Annotated in this window: 15 protein-coding genes and 1 tRNA gene; 1 reads left to right on the top strand and 15 read right to left on the bottom strand. The window is 41.7% G+C overall.

From position 1 onward, the window contains the following. Nucleotides 1-305 precede the first annotated feature (305 nt). The 11 genes from fusA to O3620_RS08455 all read right to left on the bottom strand — a co-directional run bounded on the left by fusA (nt 306) and on the right by O3620_RS08455 (nt 14,609). Entirely contained in the window at nt 306-2,387 is a 2,082-nt protein-coding gene (gene fusA / locus O3620_RS08505; RefSeq protein ID WP_002916556.1) for an elongation factor G, read from the bottom strand. 421 nt (nt 2,388-2,808) lie between these two features. After that, nucleotides 2,809-3,279: a 30S ribosomal protein S7 gene (rpsG, locus tag O3620_RS08500; RefSeq protein ID WP_002893865.1), complete on the bottom strand. Its 471-nt coding sequence runs from the start codon at nt 3,277-3,279 to the stop codon at nt 2,809-2,811. A 19-nt stretch (nt 3,280-3,298) separates the two neighbouring features. After that, complete coding sequence (gene rpsL, locus O3620_RS08495; protein ID WP_002893867.1) at nt 3,299-3,712, bottom strand: 30S ribosomal protein S12; 414 nt, start codon at nt 3,710-3,712, stop codon at nt 3,299-3,301. Nucleotides 3,713-3,928: 216 nt separating this feature from the next. Beyond that, nucleotides 3,929-4,393, bottom strand: coding sequence for a hypothetical protein (locus tag O3620_RS08490; RefSeq protein ID WP_061592469.1), 465 nt, complete (start codon nt 4,391-4,393; stop codon nt 3,929-3,931). Nucleotides 4,394-4,414: 21 nt separating this feature from the next. After that, nucleotides 4,415-5,230: a pur operon repressor gene (gene purR, locus O3620_RS08485; protein ID WP_260467425.1), complete on the bottom strand. Its 816-nt coding sequence runs from the start codon at nt 5,228-5,230 to the stop codon at nt 4,415-4,417. 92 nt (nt 5,231-5,322) lie between these two features. Continuing rightward, complete coding sequence (locus O3620_RS08480) at nt 5,323-6,267, bottom strand: 3'-5' exoribonuclease YhaM family protein (RefSeq protein ID WP_125347205.1); 945 nt, start codon at nt 6,265-6,267, stop codon at nt 5,323-5,325. Beyond that, nucleotides 6,257-7,513, bottom strand: coding sequence for a DNA recombination protein RmuC (gene rmuC / locus O3620_RS08475; RefSeq protein ID WP_002920302.1), 1,257 nt, complete (start codon nt 7,511-7,513; stop codon nt 6,257-6,259). Before rmuC ends, O3620_RS08480 begins: the two co-directional genes overlap by 11 nt. 1 nt (nt 7,514) lies before the next feature. Beyond that, nucleotides 7,515-8,147, bottom strand: coding sequence for a thiamine diphosphokinase (locus tag O3620_RS08470; RefSeq protein ID WP_002920303.1), 633 nt, complete (start codon nt 8,145-8,147; stop codon nt 7,515-7,517). Beyond that, entirely contained in the window at nt 8,140-8,799 is a 660-nt protein-coding gene (gene rpe / locus O3620_RS08465) for a ribulose-phosphate 3-epimerase (protein WP_002920304.1), read from the bottom strand. Before rpe ends, O3620_RS08470 begins: the two co-directional genes overlap by 8 nt. A gap of 11 nt (nt 8,800-8,810) precedes the next feature. Beyond that, a complete protein-coding gene (gene rsgA / locus O3620_RS08460) occupies nt 8,811-9,689 on the bottom strand; it encodes a ribosome small subunit-dependent GTPase A (RefSeq protein WP_004185279.1) in 879 nt (292 codons plus the stop codon). 234 nt (nt 9,690-9,923) lie between these two features. Continuing rightward, nucleotides 9,924-14,609, bottom strand: a complete 4,686-nt coding sequence (locus O3620_RS08455; protein ID WP_371601642.1) for a Cna B-type domain-containing protein — start codon at nt 14,607-14,609, stop codon at nt 9,924-9,926. 194 nt (nt 14,610-14,803) lie between these two features. Between O3620_RS08455 and O3620_RS08450 the strand changes: the two genes are divergently transcribed. After that, nucleotides 14,804-14,886, top strand: a tRNA-Leu gene (locus O3620_RS08450). Nucleotides 14,887-14,901: 15 nt separating this feature from the next. Here the strand turns inward: O3620_RS08450 and O3620_RS08445 are convergent. The 4 genes from O3620_RS08445 to O3620_RS08430 all read right to left on the bottom strand — a co-directional run bounded on the left by O3620_RS08445 (nt 14,902) and on the right by O3620_RS08430 (nt 18,647). Further along, nucleotides 14,902-15,309, bottom strand: a complete 408-nt coding sequence (locus O3620_RS08445; RefSeq protein WP_371601641.1) for a hypothetical protein — start codon at nt 15,307-15,309, stop codon at nt 14,902-14,904. Nucleotides 15,310-15,364: 55 nt separating this feature from the next. After that, nucleotides 15,365-16,237, bottom strand: coding sequence for a 16S rRNA (adenine(1518)-N(6)/adenine(1519)-N(6))-dimethyltransferase RsmA (gene rsmA, locus O3620_RS08440; protein WP_049547663.1), 873 nt, complete (start codon nt 16,235-16,237; stop codon nt 15,365-15,367). A gap of 86 nt (nt 16,238-16,323) precedes the next feature. Continuing rightward, complete coding sequence (locus tag O3620_RS08435; protein WP_009660072.1) at nt 16,324-17,553, bottom strand: hypothetical protein; 1,230 nt, start codon at nt 17,551-17,553, stop codon at nt 16,324-16,326. Further along, nucleotides 17,550-18,647 carry a DUF262 domain-containing protein gene (locus O3620_RS08430; protein WP_009660064.1) on the bottom strand — a complete coding sequence of 366 codons (1,098 nt, stop codon included), beginning with the start codon at nt 18,645-18,647 and terminating at the stop codon, nt 17,550-17,552. The genes O3620_RS08435 and O3620_RS08430 overlap by 4 nt, the downstream gene beginning before the upstream one ends. Nucleotides 18,648-18,712 lie beyond the last annotated feature (65 nt).

The raw sequence follows: 18,712 nt of genomic DNA, 5'->3' as shown, positions 1-18,712 counted from the left end.
GAAAATCAAAAAATTTTTATGTGAAAAGAGTAACTTGAGTTGCTACAAATCACCTTTCAACATTTCTATTATATACTTAATTGAGGTAAAATGCAACTGATTTCATTGTTATTAACAAGTATTATGAATTCTTTCACTAACTTTCATTTCGGCTTTCATTGATTTGAAAAAGCAAAGCAGTAACTTTTGAAAATGCGGGAATACAACTTACAAGATAAATCATTTCCCCTCTTTATTGAGGATATGCTTCTCTAAAAAATAGAAAAAGCACCCGCAAACGCGAGTGCCAAGGTTTAGCTCAAAGCTTAAGCTTCACCTTTGTTTTTCTTAATGATTTCTTCTTGTACTGACTTAGGTACATCTTCGTAGTGGTCGAATACCATCATGAAAGTACCGCGTCCTTGTGATGCTGAACGAAGAACTGTCGCATAACCGAACATTTCAGCAAGTGGAACATAGGCACGAACGATTTGGCTGTTACCATGTGCTTCCATACCGTCAACACGTCCACGACGAGCTGTTACGTGACCCATAACATCACCAAGGTTTTCTTCAGGAACAGTGATTGTTACCAACATCATTGGCTCAAGGATAGCAGGCTGAGCAGTCTTAGCAGCTTCTTTCAAAGCAAGTGAAGCCGCAACCTTGAAGGCTGTTTCAGATGAGTCGACATCGTGGTATGAACCATCGTAAAGTTTAGCTTTCACATCAACGATTGGGTAACCAGCAAGGACACCATTAGCCATTGACTCAACCAAACCTTTTTCTACCGCTGGAATGAATTCACGTGGAACCACACCACCGACGATAGCATTTTCAAACTCGAAGCCTTTTCCTTCTTCGTTTGGTGTGAACTCGATCCATACATCACCGAACTGACCTTTACCACCAGATTGGCGCTTGAAGAATCCACGAGCTTGAGTAGAAGCACGGAAAGTTTCACGGTAAGATACTTGAGGAGCACCTACGTTTGCTTCAACCTTGAACTCACGACGCATACGGTCAACAAGGACATCCAAGTGAAGTTCACCCATACCAGAGATAACTGTTTCACCAGTTTCAACGTTTGTTTCAACACGGAATGTTGGATCTTCTTCAGCCAGTTTTTGCAAGGCAACACCCATCTTGTCTTGGTCAGCTTTAGACTTAGGCTCAACCATCAGCTGAATAACTGGTTCTGGAACGTTGATAGACTCAAGGATAATCTTAGCTTTTTCATCTGTCAATGAGTCACCAGTAGTTGTATCTTTCAAACCTACGGCAGCAGCGATATCACCAGCGTATACTGTTTCGATTTCGTTACGGCTGTTAGCGTGCATTTGCAGGATACGCCCGATACGCTCACGTTTACCTTTAGAAGTGTTCAATACGTATGAACCGCTGTTCAAGACACCTGAGTAAACACGGAAGAAAGTCAAACGACCTACGAATGGGTCAGTCATGATCTTGAAGGCAAGAGCTGCAAATGGCTCTTCATCAGATGCAGGACGAGTTTCTTCTTCTTCAGTGTCTGGGTTGATACCTTTGATAGCTGGAATATCAAGTGGGCTTGGCAAGTAGTCGATAACTGCATCAAGCATCAACTGAACACCCTTGTTCTTGAAAGCAGAACCACACAATACTGGGAAGAATTCAACATTGATTGTCGCTTTACGGATAGCAGCTTTCAATTCTTCATTAGTGATTTCTTCACCTTCAAGGTATTTCATCATCAAGTCTTCATCAGTTTCAGCAACTGCTTCCACCAATTTTTCACGGTATTCTTGAGCTTGCTCAAGGTATTCAGCTGGGATATCTTCTTCCAAAATATCTGTACCAAGATCGTTAGTATAGATTTCAGCCTTCATCTTGATCAAGTCGATAATTCCGCGGAAGTCATCTTCTGAACCAATTGGCAATTGGATTGGATGAGCGTTTGCTTGAAGACGATCATGCAAAGTGCTTACTGAGTAAAGGAAGTCAGCACCAATCTTATCCATCTTGTTGGCAAATACGATACGAGGAACTCCGTACTCAGTTGCTTGGCGCCAAACTGTTTCAGTTTGAGGTTCAACACCTGATTGCGAGTCAAGAACGGTTACAGCGCCGTCCAAGACACGAAGAGAACGTTGTACTTCGATTGTGAAGTCCACGTGTCCCGGTGTGTCGATGATGTTTACGCGGTGATTATTCCATTGAGCAGTTGTCGCAGCAGATGTGATAGTGATACCACGCTCTTGCTCTTGCTCCATCCAGTCCATTTGTGACGCACCTTCGTGAGTTTCACCGATTTTGTGGATTTTACCAGTGTAGTAAAGAATACGCTCAGTTGTTGTTGTTTTACCAGCATCGACGTGGGCCATGATACCGATATTACGAGTTTTTTCAAGTGAAAATTCGCGAGCCATTTGGTTATTTCTCCTATTAATTTATTTTACAGTTTATTATAACATTATTTAGCAAAAACGGATAGGCAGGACCTACCCGTTCTCAATGTTTATCTTGCTTTTGTTGGTCTCAACTTGTCAGATGAACAGTTGAATTATAGCTAAGAGCTGACTGAGCTCAATTGAACTCGGGCTAAAAGCTCAACTTAGCCTATTTGAGCTGGAACGGGATGCTGTATGAAAAAGATAAACTTCCTTGTATTCATCGAATACTGCATCAGTTTCCTATTTTTACTTTGCATCCTTACCGTCCCTAGCATCATGCTCTAGTTGAGCTCAAGCTAAAAGTCTGGAGAAAAAGATGAATCTCATTGGTTGCAGTCGCAACCTGCTTCGATTCCCTATTTTCTCTGGGACTTTCTTAACGCTTTCGCATCCTATATTACCAACGGAAGTGTGCGAAGGCACGGTTGGCTTCTGCCATACGGTGAGTGTCTTCACGTTTCTTAACAGCTGCACCAGTGTTGTTAGATGCATCCAAGATTTCTTTTGCAAGGCGGTCAACCATTGTGTGCTCACCACGTTGACGAGCAATAGTTACCAACCAGCGAAGTCCAAGTGTTGTACGACGTTCTGGACGAACTTCAACCGGAACTTGGTAGTTTGAACCACCGACACGGCGAGCACGAACTTCAAGTACAGGCATGATGTTTTCCATAGCTGTTTCAAATACTTCCAGCGCATCGTTTCCAGTTGCTTCTTTGATTTGGTCAAAAGCTCCGTAAACGATAGAAGCTGCTGTACCACGCTTACCATCAAGCATAACGCGGTTGATAAGACGAGTAACTAATTTTGAATTGTAAAGCGGATCTGGCAATACTTCGCGCTTAGGCGCTTGGTTTTTACGACTCATTTATCTTTCTCCCCTTTCCTTATGCTTTTGGTTTTTTAGTACCGTATTTAGAACGGCCTTGTTTACGATCAGTAACACCTGCTGTATCAAGTGCACCGCGGACGATATGGTAACGTACCCCTGGAAGGTCTTTTACACGTCCACCACGAAGAAGCACCACGCTGTGCTCTTGCAGGTTGTGTCCGATACCTGGGATGTAAGCTGTAACTTCAATCAGGTTGCTCAGACGTACACGGGCAAACTTACGAAGGGCAGAGTTCGGTTTCTTAGGTGTCATAGTTCCGACACGGGTTGCAACTCCACGTTTTTGTGGTGAAGATACGTTTGTTTGAACTTTTTTATGGCTATTGTAACCAACGTTCAAAGCTGGTGATTTAGATTTTTCTACTTTTGATTTACGCGGTTTGCGAACCAATTGGTTAATTGTAGGCATCTACATTCTCCTGTATTTTTTTAATTTTGGTGATGATACACTTGGTGACAGCTACCATCTGCGTGTACTTTTGCAACATTTGTCAGCACGTCTCTGTACACTTTTGAGAGACCAAAAGTAAAAAGTACCGTCTATCATTATAGCATGACGATACTTTTCTGTCAATACATTTTTTTCTATTTTAGGCCTATCTATACTTATTAGATTGCTGCTAACTTATTGCTGCGGCTGAGCCACTGCTTCTTCTGATGCAGCAACTGGATTTTCAGAAACAGCGGACTGTGCTGCTTCCGGATCAATCAAGACTGCTATCGCCTGAATACGACTTTGGAATCTAGCTTTCGTCGCTGCATCCTTGACTTTCTCTACTGCAGTCTTAGCTAGCTGCAAATCTTCCAAAGTTTGCATGGTTTCAAGCTGTTTAACTGCTTCTTCTGCGGCCTGAACTGCTTGCTCCTCTTCCTGAATTTCTTTTTCCTGTGCTTCTTTTTGAGCAGAAGATAGCTGTAAGGAAGAGCTACTTGATGCGATGCTGGCGGCTGAACTAACTGAATTTCTGGTGGAATTAGACTGGCCCTGCACAAAAACCATGCCGGTAATCAGAATCCCAAATAAAATCGACAATACTCCTAAACGAATCCACAGCGGACTGTGGTCAAACTTTTCTAAAACTGTTTTCATCTATAATCTCCGCCCTTTTCCCTAATCAAAAATATTTCCAATTTCCACATCAATGGTATTCGCCTTGACATCAATATTGGTTACTTTCAAGAGCGATTTATAGTCCAGATAATCGCGATTGGCCTGCGCGTTGTCCGCAAAGACCGCTACACCTGCCAGCTCAGAGTCAAACTCAGATAAGAGGCTAATCATCCCTGTAATGGTTCCCCCGCCTTTGAGGAAGTCATCCACAATCAAGACGCGGCTGCCGGCCTTGAGACTGCGCTTGGACAAGAACATCTTTTCAATACGATCTCCGCTGGAGCCCGATACGTAGTTGACACTGACCGTTGATCCTTCTGTAATCTTTAAATCCCGACGAACGATGACAAAAGGTACATTGAGAACATTGGCTACTGCATTGGCCAAAGGAACACCCTTAGTAGCAACCGTCATGACAGCATCAATCTGTTGATCTTTAAAGCTTTTGGCAATAATCCGCCCAATATTATTCAAAATGGATGGAGTACTGAGCAGATCAGATAGGTAAATGTAGCCCCCAGGAAGAATCCGATTGCTTTCAGACAGCTGATCACAAAGACCTTTTACAATAGTCTTAGCTTCTGCATCGGAGATGGACGGGCTGAAAATCACTCCTCCACCAGCACCAGTAATCGTTTCGATGGTTCCAATTTCAATCTCTTCAAAGGCACGCTTAATAATGACAATATCTTCTGAAATAGAAGATTTAGCAGATTCGTATTTTTCTGCAAATGTATTTAAGCTCGTTAATTCATAAGGATGGTTAATCAAATAATTAGAAATAACCACCATACGCTCACTTCTTCTTAATTTCATTTTTTCACCAATTAAAGTTATTTTATTCATTATACCATAACAGAAACAAAAAAACGAACATTCTTTTCCAAGTAATGTCCATTTTTCGTATTTTACTGTTCAAGTTTTGGTTTGTAGAAGGAACGGCCTTCAAGAGCGAATATTTTATTGCTCATTTCACCTGGATCAACAAGTCCTAAGGCAGCCGTCATCATCATCATCTCCGCATCCAGATTATCAATCATGTGCAGAATTTCTGCCTCTATAATCTTCGGCCGTACAGGACTACCGTATTCCAAGAGACCGTGATGGCTGAGAAGGACATGCCGCAGGACGATAACCTCTTCCTTGCTATCATCAATTTTCAGCTCCATCAAGGTCTTGGTCAATTCTTCATCAATCAAAGCAATGTGACCAATCAGATTGCCTCGCACGGTGTACTCTGTATTTTCCGGACCGCTGAGCTCAATAACCTTGGCCAAGTCATGAAGCATGATCCCAGCAAAGAGCAAGCTTTTATTAAGCTGAGGATAAATGTCTCCGATAGCATCTGCCAGCTTGACCATAGTAGCGGTATGAAAGGCTAGGCCAGACTCAAAAGCATGGTGATTGGTCTTGGCAGCTGGATAAGAATAAAACTCCTTGTCATACTTGCTATAAAGCGAGCGGACCACGCGCTGCCAGACCGAATTCTCAATCTTAAAAATCATCTGAGATAAATAATCTCGGATTTCTTTCTGGTCTACTGGCGGTTTTTCCTTGAAATCCGCTGGATCATTGGGCTCTCCAGCCTTAGGAAGACGCAGGGTCAGTTGATTAACCTGGGGTGTGTTATTGTAGACTTCCCGTCGACCTTGCATGTGCACAATCTTGCCAGCAGTGAATTCTTCGACATTATGTGGCTGGGCATCCCAGAGTTTGCCCTCGATTACCCCTGTATCGTCTTGGAAAGTAAAAGCCAGATAATTTTTCCCAGCCCTTGTCTGACGGACTTCTGCTGACTTGATCAGATAGAAACCTTCAAACAGTTCATCTTTTTTCATTTGATTAATCTTCATTGTTTTCCCTTTCTTCTGAAAAATCAAGTAAGTTCAAATCGAGGTCTTGGTCAGACAGCTCAATATGGCGTAAGGTTCTTTCAATAGCTCCTGTCCGCCGGGTTAAGAGTTCATCAATGTTACCCGAAGCATGCTGTAAATGTTTCTGAGCCTTGGTCAGAATACCACCGAACTTGTTAAACTCGGATTTGACAGAACCCAGAACCTTGCTTATGTCATCCGCACTTTTTTGGATATTGAGCGTTTTAAAGCCGACAGACAGTGAATTGAGCAAGGCAGAGAGGGTAGATGGTCCCGCCACCACAATCTGCTCCTCCCGTCGCAAACTGTCAAAAAAGGCTGGGTTGCGGACAACTTCCGAATAGAGACCTTCCGTTGGCAGAAACATAATTCCAAAATTAGTCGTAGCTGGCGGCGCCAGATATTTACTTTTAATATCCTTGGCAAAGCGTTTAACGCTTGCTAAGAGAGACTTGCGGTAGAGCTCAATCTCTTCCTTGCTGCCAGACTCATAAGCATCTTCCAAACGGTAGTAATCGGCCAGAGGAAACTTAGAATCAATGGGCAGATAGACATATTCATGCTCCGTCTGTCCCGGCAGTTTAATGGCATATTCGACACGCTCGCTGGATCCGGCCACCGTCACAAACTCTCGCTCATACTGACTGGCCGTCATAATGTCCTCAATAATCTGCCCCAGCTGCAGCTCCCCTAAAATCCCTCGGGTCTTGGTATTTGAAAGAACCTTGTTCAGCGTGCCGACATCTCGGGCAACACTCTGCATTTCTCCCAGACCGCGATTAACAGACTCCAATTGCTTAGAGACCGTTTCAAAAGAAGTCTGAAGACGAGTCTGAAGTGTTTTTTCCAGTTTCTCTTCAACAGTCTGCCGCATCTGCTCTAGACGGGTTTCATTGGACTCTTGGATCTGCCGCATACGCTCGTCAGTTTTATCCCGATTCTTGGTCAGGTTGTCACTGATTTCCAAGCGCAGCTCTGTCAAGTTGCGGTGCAAATCTGTCCTGACCTCGCTCAAACGGTCTCCCAGAGCTAATTCCAGCTCTTTCTGAGACGTTTCCTTTTTCTGGCTTTCTTGCTCCAAGCGATAGTCCAACTGATCCGATAGATGATCTGCCTGATTTTCCAAGACTTGCTTTAGCGTCTCGGTCTGCTGACTAAGCTTTTGCCATAGGAGAAAGGTCAGCACTAGATTCCCCAAAAGAATGAGGATGATTATAAACTCCATATCAGCTCCTGTCTTTGCTGTAAATGACGACTGTATAGCCGCTATCAAAGTCCAAATAAATGGGACTATCTATAAATTCGTTAGAAGCATACACTTTTTTGAAAAAAAAGTTATCTTTATTGAGCGGATATTTGGCGCCCTCAATCGTTAAGGCAGCATCATCCGATGGCAGAAAGGCTAGATAACACATGCCAGCTACTGGTTTGATTTCATGGCGCCCCTTGGGAACATAGGTCAAAAGATTCTGCTCATCTTCCAGAAAAATCTTCTCCATATAAGGTGCAATTTTTTCATTACTGGGCAGGAAGACATTGGCCAAGGCATGATCCAGACGGCCTCCAAAGGCGCCGAAAATGGTCAAACGAGCATCTGGATACCGTTCAAAACAAGCCAGAACAGCCAACTCCAGGTCTGTATCATCCTTTTCAGGATGGGCCTGAACGACTTCCTTGGCATTATCTTTTATACGTAGCAATTCTTCCTTGCTCACAGAGTCAAAATCCCCGACAGCCAAGTCAGGATAAACTCCCTGCTCAAGCAGAAAGAGGCTCCCACGGTCTACTCCGACCAACACATCAAAATCTAAGCTAAAATGTTCCAAGTTCCCGCCAGCAAACAGCGCAACCTTAGTCATGCAGGGCATCCCGTAAGGTCTGAACTTGATGATTGACATCACCTTTGAAGACATAGCTGCCTGCTACGAAGACATTGGCACCAGCTTCTTTAGCAATCCCAATGGTCTTATCGTCAATACCGCCATCCACTTCAATATCAAAATTCAGCTGATTGACTTCACGCAGAACGACCAGCTCACGGATCTTATCCATGGTTTCTGGCAGAAAGGCCTGACCGCCAAAACCTGGATTAACTGTCATCACAAGGACTTGATCGACCAAATTCAAAACATTTTTGACTGCTTCGACTGGTGTTCCCGGATTAATCACAACACTAGGCTTGACTCCCGCTGCCCGAATCTTCTGCAGCGCTCCGTGGATATGTGGCGTCGCTTCGGCATGGATGCTGATGATATCTGCACCAGCACGAGCGAATTCTTCGATATGGTGCTCAGGATTGGAAACCATCAGATGACAGTCAAAGACTAGCTTGCTGTGAGGACGCATACTGGCAACAACCCCAGCCCCAAAGCTGATATTGGGTACAAAATGACCATCCATAATATCAATATGGGCATACTCAGCGCCTGTTTCTTCTAACTTTTTCAGTTCTGATTCAAAATTAGCATAGTCCGCACTTAAGATTGAAGGGGCAATTTTGAATGAAGTCATAGTTCTTCTCCTTATTTAGAATTTTTTTTGGCAACTTTTTTATAGGTTTCCCGACGATTTTCAATCTCGCTGAGAAACTGCAGGTAATTATCAAAGCGGAATGACGCTATCTGGCCGGACTCGACTGCTGGCTTAACGGCACAAGCTGGCTCGTGGGTATGAGTGCAAGTACGAAATTTACAGGACTGGCTAACCTCAGCAATCTCCGGAAAAGCTTGATTGAGATCTTCAGCTGTAGTCACCTCGTAATCCAAAGACGAAAATCCTGGTGTGTCGGCAATCTTCCCACCGTTTAGATTGTAAAAGCTGACAGCCCTCGTCGTATGACGGCCGCGGCCAAGACTTTCAGAAATCTCTCCTGTTTCTAGCTGCAGGTCTGGGGCAATTTTATTGAGCAGAGTGGACTTTCCAACCCCAGTCTGTCCCATGAAAACAGTGATTTTCCCTGTCAGCAATGGCAGCAACTCCTCAGTCGTCTTAATGACCTCATAGCCGATGGACTGATAGGCCTGTACATAGACATCCAAGCTCTGCTCATCTTCAAGCAGGTCTAACTTGCTGATGTAGATAATAGGATGAATCCTCTTATGCTCTAAAAGCACCAGAAAACGATCTAACAGATTGGCATTGAAATCTGGCTCTTTCGCGCTCATGATTACAACTGCCTGGTCAATGTTGACAATCGGCGGCCGCACGAGACTGTTCTTTCGCTCTGCTATTTTTAAAATATAGCCTTCCGAGTCTTTTTTAGCTGAAAATTCGACTTCGTCACCGACATAGGGTGTCTGCCCTTTTTTGCGAAAATTACCCCGCGCTCTGGTTTGATAAACCTGTCCGTCCGACTCCACATAATAGAAACCAGCCAGAGCCTTAATGATTTTTCCTTGCAAGATTGCTCCTTAAAAGTTAATACACTCATTATAACAAAAAATGCGAGATTTAGCTTGCTTGTTTTGCATAGAAGACATTTCTTAAGGTTAGGTTCATTTCTCATAGAAAGCAGTTGTTTTAAAATACTTGAGATGAAACTGACATGATAAAAGCGAACAAGCTCAAAAGAACCTGTTCGCTTTTTCATATCGAATGAGATATTTACTGTGCTTTTCAGTAAGTCACAAAACTGATTAGCTGCGTTTCGCCTTAGCCATCAGCATGCCTCCTGCGAGAAGCGCTGCTAGGAAGCCAAGAATAGTAACAAGAAGACTTTCTTCCTGTCCAGTACGAGGAAGAGCTTTTCCTCCGACTTTCGGAGCTTGACCGCCTGGCTTATTAGGTGAAACCACTCCGTCAACAGCCACTTTCTTAGTAGGGATATGACTGAAGGTCAGCTGAGTACCGTTGATCTCAAGCTTGTAGCCATCTACTGGATCAGCCGCAACGCTATAGACAATTTCCTTGCCATCCTTGTACTTAGGAAGGTCGCTAAAGTTATACTGCCAACCATTTTCTTCTGATACAACCAGTTCTTTGATTGGTTTGCCATCTGCCAAGAGGCGAACAGTAATCTTAGAAGGTCGAACCTTATCTTGATTTTCAGCATCTGACCATACCGCAGTTCCCTTAACAGCAATCTGTGTTGGTTTGTAGCTATTAGTCAAAGTGAAGCTGCCATCTGTTGCTTGTTCTTGGCTGCTGCTATAACCCTCAACTGTAACTTCCTCAAGGACTGTGTAGTTGATTTTCTTGCCCTTCTTATTCTTAGGCAGATCTTTGGACTCAAACTTCCAGTCAGTAGCGGCTGTTACTTCCAGCTCATCTACGACTTTATCTCCGTCCAAAATCTTGACCTTGATAGATGTCGGGCGCTTGCCATCTTGATTATTAGCATCATCCCAAACCTTTTGACCAGAGACTTTAACGGTTTCTGGAGTATAGGAGTTGGTAATGGTGAACTTATCAATCTTAGTTTCATATTGAGCAACAGCATCTTCCTTAAGTGTGTAGACAATCTCTTGACCATTTCTATATTTAGGCAGGTCTTTAGATTCAAACTTCCATCCATTAGCAGCTGTTACTTCAAGTGTATCAACAATAGTGCTTCCATCCATCACTTTAACTGTAATAGATGTTGGACGTTTGCCGTCTTGATCATCTGCATCATCCCAAACTTTCTGACCAGAAACTTTAACCTGTTCTGGAGTATGAGAGTTAGTGATTGTCTGACCTTCTACTTTCGGACTGTAACCTTTTTCTTTCAAAGCGGCTACTGTTGCATCATCCTCTTTGACAGAGTAGGTAATCTCCTGCCCCTTGTCAAACTGAGGCAGATTGGTGAAACTTGCTTTCCAAGTGTTGGCATCTGCCTTATCAGCAACTGTCAATGTTAATGTCTTACCTGCGACAGCAACTGGCTCTTCACCATTTACTGAGCTATACAGCTGCACTGTGATGGAAGCTGGACGCTTGCCGTCTTGGTTATTAGCATCATCCCAGACCTTCGTAACAGCATACTCCGTACTTTGAGGAGTGTAAGAATTGGTAATGGTGAACTTATCAATCTTAGTTTGATAGTCCGCAACTGCTTCTTCAGTAACAGTGTAGGCAATCTCTTGGCCTGCTGCATACTTAGGAAGGACTTTAGACTCAAACTTCCAATCGTTAGCAGCTGTTACTTCCAGCTCATCTACGACAGTATCGCCATTTTTCACCTTAACCTTAACAGAAGCTGGACGCTTGCCGTCTTGGTTATCCGCGTCATCCCAGACTTTTTGACCAGAAATCTTGATCATCTCTGGAGTGTAAGAGTTGGTAACAGTGAAATCTTTGATTTCTTTAGTGTAGCCAGCTACATCATCTTCCTCGATAGAGTAATCAATCTTCTGACCATTTTCATAAACTGGCAGATTTTCAAATTTGGTTTGCCATTGATCAGCAGCCGTCACTTCCTTGCTAGCGACTTCTGTCTTGACACCGCCAACGGTCTTCATCAGTTTAATGCTAATCTTAGTTGGACGCTTGCCATCTTGATTGTCGCTGTCATTCCAGGTCTTGCTGGCAGTGATTTCTGTCTTTTCTGGTGTATAAGAGTTAGTGATATTGTAGCCGTTGAGATTGGTTGAATAACCCAGTACAGCTTCTTCTGTCACTGTATAGGTAATTCGTTGGCCATCCTTGTAGACTGGCAAGCCAGTAAAGTTGTAAGACCAGCCTTCTGCCTCTCCGACTGTTTGAGTATTGACTTTTTGACCGTTAGCTAGCAGATTAACTGTGATAGAAGCTGGACGTTTGCCATCTTGGTTATCGCCATCTTCCCAAGTCTTGCTTCCAGACACAGTCGTTGTCTCTGGGGTGTAAGAATTAGTGATGTTGTAACCATCCACTTTGCTAGTATAACCTGGTACAGCTTCCTCACTTACAGTATAAGTGATTTCTTGGCCTGCTGCGTACTTAGGCAAAGCCTTGGACTCATATTTCCAGTCGTTAGCGGAAGTCACATTTTGCTCATCCACAACCGTATCACCATTCAGAATTTTAACCTTAACAGAAGCTGGACGCTTACCATCTTGGTTTTCCGCATCATCCCATTTCTTCTGACCGGAAACCTTGACCGTTTCTGGAGTGTAAGAGTTGGTGATGTTGTAGCCGTCCACCTTGCTCGTGTAGCCTGAGACAGCTTCTTCGCTTACAGTGTAGGTAATTTCTTGGCCTGCTGCATATTTAGGAAGAGGATTGGATTCATATTTCCAACCGTTAGCAGCCGTCACTTCCTGCACATCAACAATATCTTGGCCTTTCAAGATCTTGACTCTAACAGCATTTGGGCGCTTGCCGTCTTGGTTATCCGCATCTTCCCACTTCTTCTGACCAGAAATCTTGATTGTTTCTGGCTTGTAAGTGTTGGTCACTACAAAGCCGTCAGCAGCATTGCCAGTTACCTGAGATTGATAGTGAGGGACCGCATCTTCTTCAATAGAATAAACAACTTCTTGTCCCTTTTCATATTTGTTCAAGTTGGCGAACTCGGTTGCCCACTGGTCAGCTTCGGTCAGAGTTCTGTTCGCAACTTCTGATTTCTGACCGCCGACTTCTTTATAAAGTTTGACAACAACATTGGCAGGACGTTTGCCGTCTTGATTCTCGGCATCATCCCATTTCTTGCTGGCTTTGATAGCGATTTTCTCTGGCGTACGAGTATTGGTAACAGTGAGATTCCCCTGATCTACTTCTGGAGCATCGTAGCCATCAAGCTGATCTTCACCGATTGTATAGGTGATTTTTTGACCATTTGTATCAAAGATTGGTAAATCAGTTGTCTGAGCTGTCCACTCCGCATCTGTACTTCCGCCAGTTACAGTCACTGTCTTATCAGCCAACTTTTGACCGTTAGCGTAGACATCTACAGCAATAGAAGCCGGACGCTTGCCATCTTGATTGTTTTCATCTTTCCAAACTTTCTTGACTGTCAGCTTTTTGCTGGCATTTGGATCCACCGTATTCTTGACTGTCTTAACCGCTCCATCAGCCTTGATAGTCACCTTCATCGGATTGCTGTCCAGTACATAGCCTTCCGGAGCTGTGACTTCTTCTACTGTGAATTGGCCTTTCTTGATTTCTTCACTTGAGAAAGGCTGTGTAGAAACCCGACCGTTAGCATCTGTCGGCGGCAGAGTAATCTCTTGGCCGCTAGGAGTTGTCACCTTAAAGACAGCACCTTCCAGCATTTTACCAGTCTTAGAATCTTGCTTGTAGAGAACCAGACTGTTGCTGATATCTGCTGTGATAACACCGCCTTCTGTAATCCGGCTGCTACGCTCTATCGTAGAGCTCGTCTGACCAGGGCGATCATCTCTGAATGGCAGTTTTGTATTATCAACTTCCATCTCAGCCGTATTGGATACCAAAGAACCATCAGCTGGTGAAGTTGTCATATAATTCAACATAAAGGCACGATTGCCTGGGTTATTGATAGTTAGAGTAAACTCTGTATAAGTGTCATTATAGGCAACCGTATAATCTTGACCTTCTTTCAAGATAACAGAATTCGCAATACTTGATAAACTCTGCGTGTACTCCCCTTGGCGAAGGACAAGTTGCTCCGGAACGAATTGCATTGGTGCACTGCTATCTGGAATGACGTCCTTGATAACAATCGGAGAATTATAGGTCTTTTGCTGAGTATTGATACGAACAGTCCAGTTATGTGAGTAGTCACCACTCTTGCCTAGAATAGCCGAATTATATGGCTTCTTAGCAATGACCCCTCCAATCTTAGCGTAGTTTTCACCGGCTGTTGAAAAACTGCTTTGTTTGCGCTCGTTAATGGTGACCTTATGGCTCATCGCCCCTTGAGTTTCCTCAGGATTATAATTCCAGTCCTGATCAGCGCCTACTGTCGTCGCCTGAAAGTCAAAGAAGAAGCTCCCTCTAACTCCACTAGCAGTTGTCTTGGCCTTGTAATCTGCCAGATTCTGAATAGTAACCGTGATCAGACCACCCTTACCCGAACCATTCGACGTCATCTTAGCCGCTCCAAGTTGGACCTGCGTTTCATTATCCGTCAGAGTAAAAGTTGTACCATCAGCAATGGTTGCACCGTTCGGTACTGTAAAGGTAAAGGTATCCCCATCCTTGAGCTTGTTATCGTAAGCAGACAAATCAAAAACTAGCTCATAGCGATAATTCCCCCCTTGGACCAAATTGTAAGCACCGTTAACCTTGGTTGCTTCGCGGCCATTAGAATGATCCCAGATTTTAATGTCTGTGATTGCATTCTTCAAAGCATCAGCTTGAGCAGTTGCTGTAAACAGCTTCAAATCCAGCAAAAACAGAAGGGGCAGCATCAAAAACAGCAGCCATTTTTTCAGTTTCATAACATTCTCCTTTTTTATTTCGTTACCTAAATAAGTAATTAATCTAATTGTAACAAATACTTGCTATAATGGCAATATCATAGAACTATTTTAGTAAAGAAAAAATAGAAATTTTTCTGCTTTTTTCACTGTATGAAAAAAACTGATATTCTCTATTGGCATTTTCACAAAAATAAGTTATAATAGAATCTCAAGCGGAGGTGGTGGAACGGCAGACACGCATGCTTCAGGCGCATGTGCCCGTACGGGTGTGAGGGTTCAAATCCCTTCCTCCGCATAAAAAGCAATCCTATCATGACTGATGGGATTTTTTGTTATTATGAAGTAGAATTACACTGCTGAGAAAAGCAAGAAAGGTCAGTCCCCCTGTTAAATACTTCTCTAATAGACTTGCGGTCACAAAGAAATTGAAAACAGTAGCCAAAAAGAGAAAAACAGTTCCGCTTAAGATGATCTTTCTCAGAACAGAAGACTTCAAGCTACTTCTTAGCCAACCGCCCAAAGATAGATAACTAAGACTAAAGAAACCCCACAACAAGAAAAGCAAGAAGTTGACAGGACGCAGCCATAAAGGAAATACTATATAAGCTCCGCCAAATACCAAACGTCCCATAGGCAGACCTAGCATAAGCAGGAAATGGAGTAAAGACTGCGAAAACCAGAGCAGGGCAGAAAACAAAGACAGACATTTCACTTTCATATTTACCTCATTAGCAAAATAGAAGACCAGCTATATAGAGCAGATCTTCTATTTTTTATAATCCCTCTGACTTCAAAGCGTCTGCCAAGCGCGCAAATTCCTCTAAACTCAGAGCTTCTCCCCGAACACTTGGAGATATCTCAGCTCGTTCTAAAGCTGCTGTTAGTTTGCCTTTAGTCTCCTCTGACTTCCCAAAATAACTGGTCAGGTTATTCCAGAGAGTTTTCCGGCGGTGGACAAAGCTGGCCTTGGAGACCTTGAAAAAGAATTTCTCGTCCTGTACCTCAACAGCTGGCTGGTCTCTGCGCACCATCTTGAGAATCGCCGAATCTACATTAGGTGCTGGCACAAAGACTGTCCGCGGCACGATAAAGGCAACCTTGGCCGTCATATAATACTGGACCGCAATCGACAAACTGCCGTAGGACTTGGTATTCGGCTGAGCTGATATCCGATCCGCTACTTCTTTTTGCATCATAACGACAAACTCACTAAAAAGAATCCCGCTCTCAATCAAATGCATGAGAATCGGCGTCGTGATGTAGTATGGCAAGTTCGCCACTACCTTGACAGGCAGGTCTGGATTCTTAAACTCTGCTATGTACTGGGCCAAATCAACCTTGAGGATATCTTGATTGACCACTGTCACATTGTCAAAATCGCGCAGAGTATCCGCCAAAATCGGCACCAGCCGATCATCAATCTCAAAGGCCAGGACCTCTGCGGCACTTTCCGCCAAAAACTCCGTCAAAGCCCCAATACCGGGCCCAATCTCGATGACATTGACCTTTTTGTCAATCTCAGCTGTGTCCACAATCTTCTGGAGAATGTTGGTATCCGTCAGGAAATTCTGACCGAAAGATTTTTTAAAAGTGAAACCGTGACGCTCCAGAATGGCACGGGTCACACTATGGTCTGCAATTCTCATATATCTTTCTTTCTAAGCTAGTACCTAAATTCTAAGAATACATCTGATACCATTACTTCCTAAACAAATCTATATAATAACATCAATTAAACAGAAGTTATTACATTATTTATATAATTAGAAATTTCTTCAAACCATTCACCATCTCTGTATTCTTTTACTAATCTGTCTAGACACTGTTCTTCTTCAAGATTTAAAATATTTAAAATTTCTAAATATGCATCATGTTTTTCCAAACGCTTAATAGAGTCTTCAATCCTAAAGCTCGTGGCTTTAGGTATTTTGCTATCAATAATCTTTTGATAATTATAAATTACATAAGATTCTACATCATCAAAGGGCAATCTAAACTGGCGATCTTTTTGATCGCCATCATAAATCACTCGAATTTCAGGGAATTTAAATTGTGTATTTAAAGCACTAAACCTATCAACTATTCTCAAATTCCCCTCTCCTTGAACGAAAACAATTTCTTCATTTGGAAACAGCCTATCTAAAAACTTTTTCGCTAAAACATCCTCGACAAAAATAACTCTCTTGATTTCTTCTTTTTTCTGATATCGAGCACAAAATATAGAATAATAATCTTCCTTTGAAATTTCCGATGTACCTTCTGGATAGTTAAATATTATTTTTAAATCAACATCATAACACAGCAAATTGTCTATTAAATCTAAATTATTTGTTGTCAAATAAAACTCATTTTTAGCCACTGCTGAGGATTTAATTAACAATTTAGAAAAGTTTTGAAGAGAAAAATATGACAGATAGTTGCAAGGTTCATCTATATACACCTTACTTTTTTTTATTTCTTCATGGAATAGTATAAAATACACCACCGATAAATATTCACCTCTCCCCATTGAAAGAGAGTCATAACTTTTACCTTCCGAATCTGTCACTTCAACATAGAAAAAACGTATATTCCTACTATACCTATCAAATAGTATATCCACCTCCGGAATTTGATCCCCAAAAATATCAGTGAAACCATCAAAATCTATGGTTTTATATGTCACTTTATGATATTCTTTAAAAATCATTGTATTAAGATGCTTTAAATCACTATTTTTAATCTCTCTTGATTCAAGACTATCAATATCGGTATTAGAAATAAAATAATTAACAATCTGTCCAGAGTTAATAATATAAGAATCCGAAATATATACTTGCTTTATATCTGGATTGACATCAGACATATCATTAAAGATGGATTTTAATTTCGATGTTTTTCCACTGCCATTTGCCCCTAGGATAACAACAAAATCATTTGTTTTTTTTGCGAAATCTAAAACTTTTTGATCTTTTATTTTCATAGAATTCTTACACCAATTTTTTCAATATAATAATCTCTCATTCCCTCAAATAGTTCGTCATCAGTAGTAATCTCAATATTTTCACAAACAAGATATAAAATATACTCTCTGAGATTAATATTAATTGCATCTGTTGTACCAGATATAGAAAGACTTCGATAGGTATTATAAATCTCTGTGTTTTTTTGAATCCCACCACTTGAAAAGTGTATAACTTTTTGGATTTCATGTTTATGAAGCGAGCTAAGATTATTACAAATAAATAACAAAATCGAAAATACAGTAGTTCTAGAAAGTTTAATATGACTATTTTGGAAATACTCTTCTATTGTTTCAAAAAATAGCTTTATTGAAGATTTAATTGTTGAGATAGTTCTATCAGAAAACTTATGATTCTCTCTATACAACTCAACCAACTTATCCGTTGTTAACTTTATAACGCGCCTATCAGGAAATTCAAAAAAATAGCACACTTTGACAAGAATATCTTCATAAAGCCCACGAATATCATTGAAACCTAAAGTCTCTTTTCTAGCTCCACTCTCAATAAAATACTCATTTAATTGTTTTATTTGTGTCCTAGTGTCTCCCATAAATGCATTCCTCTTCTCTACAGGATTCAGTTGCATTGGGGAATTGAACCTATAAAATAGTTCTGCAATTTCTTCAGAAGTTGGATTCTGTATATAATATGCACTAATAGACGTGCTTAAAATAGTATTGAGGATCTTTTTATAAAACGGATCTTTCTCCGAATCAGCCTTTTTTTCTATATCTGAAAAAGTCAGTCCATCTAATATTTCTAAATCTGAATTTTTTGGCTGGATTGTTCCATCAATGGAATATTCTCCCTTTAAAAATTCAATTATGGAGGTAACACGTTGAAGCCCATCTAATATTTCCTCTGTATCTTTTAATTTTACAATTTGTATGGGAGGGATAGGCCATCCACGTAATATCGTATCAATTAATTTTTGTTTTTTAGGCAAAGTCCAAACTTCTCCTCTTTGAAAATCAGAGTCCATTTTTATTTGCCCTCTTCTTATTCTATTATTTATAGTTTCAACATCATGACTTATAGTAGTATATTCCATTATTTTCTTTCCTCTATATTAATCTACTCTTCCATTATAGCATAATTTGCTTACATTTGGGCTCT

Source organism: Streptococcus sp. 27098_8_134, assembly GCF_041431675.1.
Taxonomy (GTDB): Bacteria; Bacillota; Bacilli; order Lactobacillales; family Streptococcaceae; genus Streptococcus; species Streptococcus sanguinis_R.
This window is presented reverse-complemented; position numbering and strand designations above follow the sequence as displayed.

What these genes read in the sequence shown, in the direction of transcription:
- rpsL (WP_002893867.1), bottom strand. Translation starts at nt 3,712, where the DNA reads ATGCCTACAATTAACCAATTGGTTCGCAAACCGCGTAAATCAAAAGTA.
- O3620_RS08455 (WP_371601642.1), bottom strand. Translation starts at nt 14,609, where the DNA reads ATGAAACTGAAAAAATGGCTGCTGTTTTTGATGCTGCCCCTTCTGTTT.
- fusA (WP_002916556.1), bottom strand. Translation starts at nt 2,387, where the DNA reads ATGGCTCGCGAATTTTCACTTGAAAAAACTCGTAATATCGGTATCATG.
- O3620_RS08490 (WP_061592469.1), bottom strand. Translation starts at nt 4,393, where the DNA reads ATGAAAACAGTTTTAGAAAAGTTTGACCACAGTCCGCTGTGGATTCGT.
- O3620_RS08470 (WP_002920303.1), bottom strand. Translation starts at nt 8,147, where the DNA reads ATGACTAAGGTTGCGCTGTTTGCTGGCGGGAACTTGGAACATTTTAGC.
- purR (WP_260467425.1), bottom strand. Translation starts at nt 5,230, where the DNA reads ATGAAATTAAGAAGAAGTGAGCGTATGGTGGTTATTTCTAATTATTTG.
- rsmA (WP_049547663.1), bottom strand. Translation starts at nt 16,237, where the DNA reads ATGAGAATTGCAGACCATAGTGTGACCCGTGCCATTCTGGAGCGTCAC.
- O3620_RS08445 (WP_371601641.1), bottom strand. Translation starts at nt 15,309, where the DNA reads ATGAAAGTGAAATGTCTGTCTTTGTTTTCTGCCCTGCTCTGGTTTTCG.
- O3620_RS08480 (WP_125347205.1), bottom strand. Translation starts at nt 6,267, where the DNA reads ATGAAGATTAATCAAATGAAAAAAGATGAACTGTTTGAAGGTTTCTAT.
- rpsG (WP_002893865.1), bottom strand. Translation starts at nt 3,279, where the DNA reads ATGAGTCGTAAAAACCAAGCGCCTAAGCGCGAAGTATTGCCAGATCCG.
- rpe (WP_002920304.1), bottom strand. Translation starts at nt 8,799, where the DNA reads ATGACTTCATTCAAAATTGCCCCTTCAATCTTAAGTGCGGACTATGCT.
- O3620_RS08435 (WP_009660072.1), bottom strand. Translation starts at nt 17,553, where the DNA reads ATGAAAATAAAAGATCAAAAAGTTTTAGATTTCGCAAAAAAAACAAAT.
- rmuC (WP_002920302.1), bottom strand. Translation starts at nt 7,513, where the DNA reads ATGGAGTTTATAATCATCCTCATTCTTTTGGGGAATCTAGTGCTGACC.
- O3620_RS08430 (WP_009660064.1), bottom strand. Translation starts at nt 18,647, where the DNA reads ATGGAATATACTACTATAAGTCATGATGTTGAAACTATAAATAATAGA.